Origin of the sequence: Dactylosporangium sp. CA-052675, assembly GCF_050947935.1 — a bacterium.
Classification (GTDB): Bacteria; Actinomycetota; Actinomycetes; order Mycobacteriales; family Micromonosporaceae; genus Dactylosporangium.
Genome location: NZ_CP192010.1, coordinates 10500879 through 10511458, shown reverse-complemented (window position 1 = coordinate 10511458; position 10580 = coordinate 10500879). Strand labels below are relative to the sequence as shown.

The 10580-nt window shown below is 70.9% G+C and carries 8 protein-coding genes, 1 pseudogene and 1 riboswitch; all 9 genes and pseudogenes read left to right on the top strand.

Translation table 11 applies throughout. From position 1 onward, the window contains the following. Positions 1-543: 543 nt before the first annotated feature. The 9 genes and pseudogenes from rpmH to ACQP1P_RS47380 all read left to right on the top strand — a co-directional run bounded on the left by rpmH (position 544) and on the right by ACQP1P_RS47380 (position 10276). The gene (gene rpmH, locus ACQP1P_RS47420) at positions 544-681 is read left to right on the top strand and encodes a 50S ribosomal protein L34 (RefSeq protein WP_033360019.1); all 138 of its coding nucleotides are present in this window, start codon (positions 544-546) and stop codon (positions 679-681) included. 47 nt (positions 682-728) lie between these two features. Further along, positions 729-1124, top strand: a complete 396-nt coding sequence (gene rnpA, locus ACQP1P_RS47415; protein WP_433081880.1) for a ribonuclease P protein component — start codon at positions 729-731, stop codon at positions 1122-1124. Continuing rightward, positions 1121-1392 (top strand): annotated as a pseudogene (yidD, locus tag ACQP1P_RS47410) (membrane protein insertion efficiency factor YidD). Before rnpA ends, yidD begins: the two are co-directional and overlap by 4 nt. Before the next feature lie 11 nt (positions 1393-1403). Next, on the top strand, positions 1404-2462 hold the full coding sequence (gene yidC / locus ACQP1P_RS47405; RefSeq protein WP_433090449.1) for a membrane protein insertase YidC: 1059 nt from the start codon (positions 1404-1406) through the stop codon (positions 2460-2462). 112 nt (positions 2463-2574) lie between these two features. Continuing rightward, on the top strand, positions 2575-3189 hold the full coding sequence (locus ACQP1P_RS47400) for a protein jag (protein WP_433081878.1): 615 nt from the start codon (positions 2575-2577) through the stop codon (positions 3187-3189). 191 nt (positions 3190-3380) lie between these two features. Continuing rightward, positions 3381-3463: riboswitch (ZMP/ZTP riboswitch) on the top strand. 289 nt (positions 3464-3752) lie between these two features. After that, on the top strand, positions 3753-4580 hold the full coding sequence (locus tag ACQP1P_RS47395; RefSeq protein WP_433081876.1) for a bifunctional 5,10-methylenetetrahydrofolate dehydrogenase/5,10-methenyltetrahydrofolate cyclohydrolase: 828 nt from the start codon (positions 3753-3755) through the stop codon (positions 4578-4580). A 2033-nt stretch (positions 4581-6613) separates the two neighbouring features. After that, positions 6614-7348, top strand: coding sequence for a 16S rRNA (guanine(527)-N(7))-methyltransferase RsmG (gene rsmG, locus ACQP1P_RS47390; RefSeq protein WP_433081874.1), 735 nt, complete (start codon positions 6614-6616; stop codon positions 7346-7348). A gap of 511 nt (positions 7349-7859) precedes the next feature. Beyond that, the gene (locus ACQP1P_RS47385; RefSeq protein WP_433090448.1) at positions 7860-9245 is read left to right on the top strand and encodes an AAA family ATPase; all 1386 of its coding nucleotides are present in this window, start codon (positions 7860-7862) and stop codon (positions 9243-9245) included. Further along, a complete protein-coding gene (locus ACQP1P_RS47380) occupies positions 9242-10276 on the top strand; it encodes a ParB/RepB/Spo0J family partition protein (RefSeq protein WP_433081872.1) in 1035 nt (344 codons plus the stop codon). Before ACQP1P_RS47385 ends, ACQP1P_RS47380 begins: the two co-directional genes overlap by 4 nt. The last annotated feature ends 304 nt before the right edge of the window (positions 10277-10580 follow it).

Here is a 10580-nt window from a genome sequence, read left to right as displayed (position 1 = left end):
CGTTCGCGCACCCCCATCATCATTCGCGGCCCCCACCGCGAGTGGACGGTGCCCGGTTCTTCCCGCCGTCCCGGGTCATCATTGTCCACAGGTTTTCCACAACCTGTGTATCAACGAGTCATGTCCCGTGGACGGATCGTCCTGATTCCCCCTCGTCCCGTGCTGACCGTGCGGTGATCAGCGCGTACGCAGAGGTCATGCAGGTCGGGCGCGTCTCTGCCCCCCTCGCAGAACGCCCGTCGAATCCCGGAAAGTCCAGTTGTGTCCCGTCGCCGGAGTCGCGGTGTCTACCGGCAACCGGGCACGTTAACAGCGTTGTCCACAACCACTCAACCTTTGTCCACAACGAGCCTGTGGATTTCGGCCTCTACCAGGCATTTCTTTGTTCACACCCCGGCTCGTAGTGTGATCGTTGACGGTCCGTGAGGCGGCGCGTACCCTGTTTCGGTTGGAGGACCGCTCCCTGGTAAACTCCAAACCACTGATCGACATCCCGTGGGCGCCTCCTCCGCGTCCCGCCAGTCACGAAGACGGAGCCCCGACGTGAGCAAGCGCACCTTCCAGCCGAACAACCGCCGGCGCGCGAAGACCCACGGTTTCCGGCTGCGCATGCGCACCCGTGCCGGCCGCGCGATCCTGTCGGCGCGCCGCGCCAAGGGGCGCGACCGCCTCTCGGCCTAGTTGTCAGTTCGAAGCCGTTTCTTCGACCGGGCCTTCCGGGAGGCAGCGTGCTGGCGGCCGCTCAGCGACTGCGGCGGCGGGAAGACTTCGCCGCCACCATTCGCAACGGCCGTCGCGCCGGCCGGGGGGCCGTGGTCGTGCATTTCCTGAACCCCGGGCCGTCGCGGCCCGGGGTTTCCGGCGTTTCGGATCCTTCTGACTTGTCGCCTTCGGCCGGGTTCGTGGTCTCCAAGGCGGTGGGCAACGCCGTCGTGCGCAACACGGTGAAGCGGCGGCTGCGGCACCTCGTGCGCCCGCGCCTCGCCGACCTGCCCGCCGGCTCCGTGATCGTGGTGCGCGCCCTGCCCGAGGCGGCGACCCGGCCCTACGACCTTCTGCAGCAAGACCTGGACTCGGCGCTGGAAGCCGCGCGCCGACCGAAGAACCGAGGTGTCCGTCGATGAACGCCGGAGCCCGGATCGTGGCAGCTCCCATCGTCGCGTACCGTCGTTGGATAAGCCCGGCGTTGCCGGCGCGTTGTCGGTTCTACCCGTCGTGCAGCGCTTATGCCCTGGAGGCGGTCGGCACGCACGGCGCGGTGAAGGGAATCGGCCTCGCGATCTGGCGGCTGCTGCGCTGCCACCCATTCCACCCCGGTGGGTTCGACCCGGTGCCACCGCGCCGGGGACACTCGCCCGAGCCCGAGTCGACGTGACTGGAGCGGTGTCGTGATTAGCAAGCTGATGGCCGGGATCTACTGGCTGATCTCGAAGGTGATGCTGTTCTGGCACACCGTCTGGGATTCGATCCTGCCGGACCACCGGGTGCTGAGCACCAACTGGCAATGGGTCCTGGCGATCGTCTTCCTGGTGATCACCGTCCGGGTCGTGCTGTTCCCCATCTTCGTCAAGCAGATCAAGTCGCAGCGCGCGATGCAGGCGATCCAGCCGAAGATGAAGGAGCTGCAGGAGAAGCACAAGGGCGACCGGGAGACCCTCCAAAAGGAGGTCATGAAGCTCTACCAGGAGGAGAAGGTCAACCCGCTCATGGGCTGCCTTCCGATGTTCCTGCAGATCCCGGTCTTCATCGGCCTCCTGCACGTGCTGCGTCACCTCCGGCCGGGCATGTCCGACCACAGCATGGAGCTCTACGGCTGGACCAAGTCGGAGTTCCTCAGCGCCGTCGACGCCCGCCTCTTCGACGCCCCGATCGTCGCCAAGTTCAGCAGCAGCACCGCCGAGCTGCTCAAGATCGACGCGAGCTCGACCACGGTGAAGATCGTCGCCGCCATCCTGGTCGCGCTGATGATCACCACCACCTACCTGACCCAGCGTCAGATGATCAAGAAGACGGGCTGGAACACCGACCCGCAGCAGCGCATGATCCAGAAGTTCATGCTCTACGGCATCCCGTTCTTCACCCTGACGTCCGGGTGGTACTTCCCCATCGGCGTCATCATCTACTGGGTCACGAACAACGCCATCACGCTGGCCCAGCAGTACTGGGTGCTGCACAAGTACCCGCCGCCGGCGAGCGCCTCGACCAACAACGTGCCGTTCAAGAGCGGCGCCAAGAAGGCCGTCGACGCCAAGCAGCCGAGCGGGCTCGGCGCGCTGTTCGCCAAGGCCCGCGAGGACGCCGCGGCGCAGCAGCGGGCCAACGGCAAGGGCGCCGCGAAGGCGACCGGCGCCAAGGCCAACGGCACGGCCCCCGAGGCCACCGGGCCGTCCCGGGCTCCGAAGCCCGGCGCCAAGCCGATCAACCCGAAGAAGGGTGGCGCCGCGAAGCGGCAGTCGGGTTGATGCGACCCCGCTGGGCCACCCCTCAACGAGCCCAGCGCGGGGCGCTCCCTGCAAGCAACCCACCCCTCACCGACGACCTGTGACGGCGCCTCGGCGCCCCAAACAAGCGGAGATGAGTTTCGTGACCGACACCACCAGTGATCTCGGCGCCGAGGACCTGGACGAGCAGACGGCTGCCGCGTCCACCGAGTCCGAGCCCGAAGGCGACGAGGAGTCCTCGGCCTCGGCCAACGGCTCCGGCCGCTCGAGCGCGGACCTGTTCCGCGAGAGCGAGATCGCGGCCGACTACGTCGAGGGCCTGCTCGACATCCTCGACTACGACGGCGACATCGACGAGCTCGTCGTGAGCGGCCGGCCGGTCGTCGAGGTCGTCGAGGGCGGGGACGGCTCGGGCAAGCGGCTGCAGGCCCTTGTGGGCCAGCGGGGCGCGACCCTTGAGGCGCTGCAGGAGCTGAGCCGGTTGGCCGTGTTCCGGCAGACGGGCTCGCCGAGCCGGCTGCTGCTCGACGTGGGCGGGTACCGGGCGCTGCGGCGCAAGGAGCTCGGGGCGATCGCGAAGAACGCGGCCGAGAAGGTGAAGGAGTACGGCGAGGCTGTGCGGCTGGAGCCGATGAGCGCGTTCGAGCGCAAGTGCGTGCACGACGTGATCAACGCCCTGCCCGGGGTGGAGAGCGAGTCGGAGGGCGTGGAGCCGTCCCGCCGGATCGTGGTTCGCCCGACCGCTTGATTCCTGCTACTTCCTGAACCTTCTACTTCCTGAACCTTGATTTCCTGCTCTTCCTGAACCGCCCCGGCACGCGTCCGGGGCGGTTCTCTTTTGCCCCTGGGCCTTGTGCGGCTGGTGGGGCGGCTCTGTGCTCGGGTCTCCTTCGTTCTGGCGCTACCACTTGGCCGGCCCTGCTGCGGCACGGGCATACTGGTTGGTGACGCGACTGGCGGCATCGAGGATGGGCAACCATCGGGAAGCCTCGTCGTGGGAGTCGACCGCCTGGGCTCTCACGCGTGACGAGGAGCCGTATGCCCAACGCACCCGCTTCCGCTTCCCATCTCTCCGACTCCACTTCCGCGGCCGGTTCGGCCTCTTCTTCCGCGCCTGGTGCCGCGGCGGCCTCTGCTTCTCCAGCGGCCTCTGCTTCTCCAGCGGCCTCTGGTTCCGCAGCGGCCTCTGGTTCCGCAGCGGCCTCTGGTTCCGCGGCGGCGGCCTCTGGTTCAGTGGTCGGTTCGGCTGCGGCGTTTGGTTCCGGTCCCGTGCCAGCCGCCGGTTGCGCTCGCCTCTTGCCGGGTGCGCCGGTGGCGGAGAGCATTCTGGCCGACGTCGCCACGCGGGTGGGGGCCCTCCGCGCCCGAGGCATCACCCCGTCGTTGGCCACGATCCTGGTGGGCGACGACGACGCCAGCGCCGGCTACATCCGGATCAAGCAACGCCAGGCCGCCGAGCTCGGCTTCGACTCCCCGCACCGCCACCTCCCGGCGGACGCGACCCAGGCCGACCTCCACGCCGCGATCGACGACTTCAACGCGGCCGCGGACGTGCACGCACTCCTGATCCAGTACCCGACGCCGAAGCACCTCGACTACGACGCCGCCCTCATGCGAGTCGACCCGGACAAGGACGTCGACGGGATGCACCCGCTGAACCTGGGTCGCCTGGCGGCCGGCATTCCCGGCCCGCTCCCCTGCACCCCGGCGGGCATCGAGGCACTGCTGGCCCACTACGAGATCCCCGTGAGCGGCCGCGAGGTAGTGATCCTCGGACGCGGCGCGACACTCGGCCGCCCCTTGGCGATGCTGCTGGCCCAGAAACGACCCACGGCGAACGCGGCCGTGACCGTTGTGCACACCGGGGTGCCGGACTGGCCCCGGTACACGCAGCGCGCCGACATCCTCATCGCCGCCGCCGGCGTGCCGGGCATCATCCAACCGGAGCACGTGAAGCCGGGCGCGGTCGTGATCGGCGGCGGCGTACGGTACGCCGGCCGCCGCCTCCTCCCCGACGTAGACGAGTCCTGCGAAACGGTCGCGGGCGCGATCACGCCGCGCGTGGGCGGCGTCGGCCCGACGACGGTGGCCATGCTCTTCCGCAACGCCATCGAGGCCGCCGAGCGCCGTTTCACGTGAAACGTGGGCCGGGGACGGATCGGCTTCGCCGTGTCTCCGGCTTCGCCGTGTCTCCGGCTTCGCCGTGTCTCCGTCGACTCGATCGGCTTCCACTTAGCCGTTCGTTCTCGGATCGCCGCGTGCCGCGTGCCGCGTGCCGCGTGCCGCGTGCCGCGTGCCGCGTGCCGCGTGCCGCGTGCCGCGTGCCGCGTGCCGCGTGCCGCGTGCCGCGTGCCGCGTGCCGCGTGCCGCGTGCCGCGTGCCGCGTGCCGCGTGCCGCGTGCCGCGTGCCGCGTGCCGCGTGCCGCGTGCCGCGTGCCGCGTGCCGCGTGCCGCGTGCCGCGTGCCGCGTGCCGCGTGCCGCGTGCCGCGTGCCGCGTGCCGCGTGCCGCGTGCCGCGTGCCGCGTGCCGCGTGCCGCGTGCCGCGTGCCGCGTGCCGCGTGCCGCGTGCCGCGTGCCGCGTGCCGCGTGCCGCGTGCCGCGTGCCGCGTGCCGCGTGCCGCGTGCCGCGTGCCGCGTGCCGCGTGCCGCGTGCCGCGTGCCGCGTGCGCCGCGTGCCGCGTGCCGCGTGCCGCGTGCCGCGTGCCGCGTGCCGCGTGCCGCGTGCCGCGTGCCGCGTGCCGCGTGCCGCGTGCCGCGTGCCGCGTGCCGCGTGCCGCGTGCCGCGTGCCGCGTGCCGCGTGCCGCGTGCCGCGTGCCGCGTGCCGCGTGCCGCGTGCCGCGTGCCGCGTGCCGCGTGCCGCGTGCCGCGTGCCGCGTGGTGTTGTCGAGGAGGTTCGAGGTCTGGCGTCGAGGGCGACCGAGAACCTTAGTACCTGTGGGTGCTCCTCGGGCTGGGCCCCGTTCGATGGCTTTGCTCGGCGAGACGGTGACGCGTGGCCGAGGTCGCTGGCCCGTTCCATGAAGACCCGCGTCTGCTTGTGAGCCGTGTCCGTTGCGCCGTCCGTGGAGCTAGCCGATCGACACGCGGGGTAGAACGCTGGCGCGGCGAATCAGAACCCGAGCGCCATCCTCCCGGTGTCGGGGTGGTGGGCGCGGCGGTCCCGACCCAGTGTCGGTGTGATGGGGCGGCGACGATGCGTACGGGGTTGGTCTGCGGACGAGGGATGTAACAGTCTCCCGTCTGCCGTGCGGATCGAGCGTTGCTCGAGGAGAGCCGGCCGTCAGCCCGGCCGGCACCAAGCGCCCGAGGTGTCGTCGGACCGTCGTCGTTCGCGGATGGCCTTGGGCACGCTGGCCGCGGGCGATCGGCCTAGGCCGCGAAGTGATGACTCCTGGGTCGGCTGGCTTCTCCGTCGTCCGAACGCGGCGAGGGTGAGGGGTGAGGGCGCCGCAGCCCCACGGACGGACTGCCGCCGTGCATCTCCATTTCCTCAGCGGCCCGTGTACCACCTTCCCGAGTCCCGATGCGGCTTCTCGAGTCCCGATGCGCTCGCCGCTCCGCGGTGCCCGTCGGCCTATGCCCGGTGGCAGCTGGTGGCCCGCGCCGTACTCTCCGCCGAGCCGAGCCCAGCCGTTGGAGCGCACCCAGCACCTCAGCCAAACGCTCCGAGCCGGGTCCGCCGACGTCAAGTCCAGGCCGTGTCTCTCGGGTCGCATCGGGCTGCCCTCGACGGTCGCTGCGCGTCGCACCTCGCGGTCCGCACGGGGCCGGTCGGTCTGTGACGGCGGCCGGTTCGAGGGCTCGCGGTCTGCAACACCGCCGAACTCCCCCGCGTTCGACCGCACCAGGAACCACGTCCGACTCCGCGCCCCGCCCCGAGACCACGGACCAGCCTGGCCCCGCCCCACACAGCGGCCGGGGGTTGCGGGCCACCCTCGCCGGCGGCCGACCCGTCGGCGGCGAGAGCCCACCACGAAGTCGTCTCAGGCACCAGGGGCCACGCCGCCCCCCATCGGCCCCGCGATTAGCACCAGCCCCAGGAGCGCCGACCCGCCGGCTACGTTTCACGTGAAACACGGTCGGCGGGGCGCTCCCCGCGTCCGGGGCTCGCGAGCGGTACGTGGTTTGCTTGACCCCATGGACGGTGCAGTGCCCAGCGAGATTCTCCCCGTGGCCGAGAAGGTCTTCGGCGATCGGCTCCCCGCCGCGACCCGCTTCGCAGAGTTGCTCGTTACGGATGGAGTTGTCCGCGGGCTCATCGGGCCGCGTGAAGCGCCGCGCATCTGGGAGCGGCACCTTCTGAACTGTGCCGTGGTCGCGGACCTCATTCCGTCGGGTGCCTCCGTAGTCGACGTCGGGTCTGGAGCCGGTCTCCCCGGTATGGTGCTGGCAGTGGCTCGTCCCGACCTGTCCGTCACCCTGGTCGAGCCGCTCGCACGACGTACCGCATTCCTTTCCGAAGCGGTGACGGCCCTCGGCCTCGAGCGGACCACGGTGGTCCGTGCCCGGGCCGAGGAGTGCGTCGGCAAGCTCGCGCTCGCCGACGTCGTCACCGCCCGAGCCGTCGCTCCGCTCGACCGGCTCGCCGGCTGGTGTCTCCCCCTCACCGCCATCGGCGGCCATCTGCTCGCGATGAAGGGCGCCTCCGCGGCGGCCGAAATTGCCGAGCACGCGGAGGTCCTGACGAAGCTCGGTGCCGGTACGGCCGCAGTGCGCACGTGCGGGGACGCCATCCTCGCCGAGCCCACCACCGTGGTCGACGTCGTGCGGGAGCGAGAAGGCGTGCGCGTCCGCAAGGCCGGGGCCGCGCGCGAGCGGGAAGCCGCGCGTACCCGAGACGCGGGAGACACGCGGCAGCGGGAAGGCGCGCGTCCCCGGAAGTCCGGAGGGCGCCGCGGCCGATAGCCGGGGGCGTGTTCGCGACCCCCGGGCAACGGGGGAACGGGGACCACGCATGGCGGACGGCAGGACGGTGGGCATCGGATGGCCGATGTCGCCGATACAGCGACTCGGCGGCCTGCTCCGGCGAGTTGACGGATTTCTGGTCTTTTGGCGGCCGAGTTGGGGTGAGAAGGCCAACGACGCGCCGGTGAGTCATGGCTCCGCCCGGCGAAGCGCCGTAGGCTGGCCCCGCGCCACTCTTCTGTCCGACGGAACGGCACCCGATGGGGCCGGCCTGGACGGAACGGATCCGGACGGCGAGCGCCCCGCGAGGGCGGACGACTCCGGAGCCGGTACCGCCGGGACGACCCCCAGGGCGGCGGACTCCGGCCCTCGGGCGGCCCCCGGCGAACCCTCCACCGATGCGACCGACGGACTCGACACCGTCGACGACGCGGCGGGAGTTCCCGAGGACCACGGGCCGGCGGACGAGGCGGCCGAGGGTGCACATCTTTCCGAGCGGGACGGGACTGACATGGTGCGCGACAGCGATGATGGTCCGGGCTACGGCGATGCAGACGGTCATGTTTCACGTGAAACGGGGATAGAGGGCTGGGGCGTACGCCCGAGTGGCCGACCGGTGCCACAGCCCCGAGCAGAGCACGGCGACTCCTCCCGGCCGGTCGAGCCGGTGCGATTCGAGGCTCCCGGGGCGCCCTCCGCGACTCCGGCGCCGGTCTCGCCGACCGTTCCTCATGCGGTACCGCCGCGAAATCCCGTGTCCGCTCCGCCGCACGGCTCGCCGACGCGCTCCGATGCGGAGTCGACACGCGGGGGCACGGTGGAGTTTCAGGTGGCGGCCCCGAACGAGCGCGGCGCAACCGGTACCCTTTACGGCCGGGGAGTATCGCCAACAGTCGACGCTTCTCAGGCCGAGGTGCGGCCCGAACGACGGAACCCACCATCCCCCCGGCCTCACCCGTCCGTCGTCACCGCGGATACCGAGGGCGCCATGACTGACGCGTATGTTTCACGTGAAACCGAAGACCCCCCGCTCGCACAGGAGGCTAAGCGCGCCGTGGAGATTCTCAACCCGAGTGGGGAGATCACCATGCCCCGCCCACCACGGCGCCGCACGATGTGTGTGGCCAACCAGAAGGGCGGCGTCGGGAAGACGACCACCGCAGTGAACATCGCCGTGGCCCTCGCGCTCCACGGCAACCGCGTGCTGGTGATCGACCTCGACCCCCAGGGCAACGCCTCGACCGGACTCAACGTGCCCCACCACTCGGGTGTGCCGGACGTGTACGACTGCCTCATCGACGGCGCCCCGCTGGACGCGGTGACCCAGCAGGTCGAGGGGATTCCGAACCTCTGGGCGGTACCGGCGACGATCGACCTCGCCGGCGCGGAGATCGAGCTCGTCTCGGTCGTTGCCCGCGAGTCGCGACTCAAGCGCGCGATCGAGGCCGGCGGCGACAACTACGACTACATCTTCATCGACTGCCCGCCCTCGCTCGGCCTCCTCACGGTCAACGCGCTCGTCGCGGCCGAGGAGGTCCTGATCCCGATCCAGTGCGAGTACTACGCGCTGGAGGGTGTACAGGCGCTCACGAACAACATCGAGCTCGTCCGGTCGCACCTCAACCCGAACCTCGACATCACGACGGTGCTCCTGACGATGTACGACCGGCGCACGCGCCTGGCCGACCTCGTCGAGCAGGACGTGCGGAACCACTTCGGCGAGAAGTGCCTGAACGCGGTGATCCCCCGCAACGTGCGGGTATCGGAGGCGCCGAGCTACAGCCAGTCGGTCATGACGTACGACCCCGGTTCGCGGGGTGCGGTCAGCTATTTCGAGGCGGCGCAGGAAATCGCGCTGCGCGGCGCGCAGGGCGCGCAGGTGGGAGGGGTCGCATGAAGTCCAACCGACGTGGAGGGCTCGGGCGAGGGCTCGGCGCTCTCATCCCAACCGCTGCCGCGCCGGCCGAGGGTGCGACCGGCACGGCGACCGCGCTCGCCACTCCCCCGAACGTCACGAACGGCGCCCCGGCGGAGACCCCGGCTCCGGCTCAGGCCCCGGCGGCCGACGCTCTCGCCCCGGTGCCCGGTGCCCGGTTCGCCGAGATCCCGGTCGGTTCCATCACGCCGAACCCCAAGCAGCCGCGGCAGGTGTTCGACGACGAGGCGATCGACGAGCTGAAGACCTCGATCCAGGAGGTCGGCTTTCTCCAGCCCATCGTCGTGCGGGAGCTGCGCGAGGCGGAGGGTGAGAAGCAGTATGAACTCGTCATGGGTGAGCGCCGCTGGCGTGCCGCCCAGGCGCTGGGCAAGGAGGCCATCCCGGCGATCGTCCGCGAGACGCGCGACGACGCGATGCTGCGGGACGCGCTCCTGGAGAACATCCACCGGGCGAACCTGAACCCGCTGGAAGAGGCGGCCGCGTACCAGCAGCTGCTCGAGGAGTTCGGCGCGACGCACGAGGAGCTCGCCAAGCGCATCGGCCGGAGCCGCCCGCAGATCTCGAACACGATCCGGCTCCTGAACCTGCCGGCCCCGGTCCAGCGCCGCGTCGCGGCGGGCGTCCTCTCGGCCGGGCACGCGCGGGCGCTGCTCGGCCTCGAGGACTCGGACGAGCAGGAGTCGCTGGCGACGCGGATCGTCGCGGAGGGTCTGTCGGTGCGCGCCACCGAGGAGCTCGTCCAGCTGGCGGTGGCGGAGGGCGCGCCGAAGAAGTCGGCTCCGGCCCAGCGCCGCGCCAAGCCGCACGCGCCGGCGCTGTCCGATCTGGCCGACCGTCTCTCGGACCGCTTCGACACGCGGGTGAAGGTCGACATCGGCCGGCGCAAGGGACGCATCACGATCGAGTTCGCGACGGTCGACGACCTGGAGCGGATCGTGGGCATCATCGGTGTGCCGGAGGAGCAGTCGGCGACCCAGCAGGAGCCGTAGCGAACGAGCGAGCCGTTGCGCCGCCCCTGCCAAGAACAAAGCCACGAGCGAGGGCCGATCCCGAACCAATCGGGGTCGGCCCTCGTGTCGTTTCGGAGATCTATGACTCGGGTCCGCGTCAGTCTCTGACCGTTGCTCCCGCCAGACAAATGGGCGGGCCCGAGGGCCTTCGGCCGGAGGGGCCCGCCCAGCCAGGTCCGCAGTGGCAAGAACGAGTCGCCGACTCCGACGAGGGGCGAAAAGTGCCATTTCGGAGCTCGGGAGCCGAAAAAGTCGGGGGGAAGAAATCTTGAGAGAACGGCTC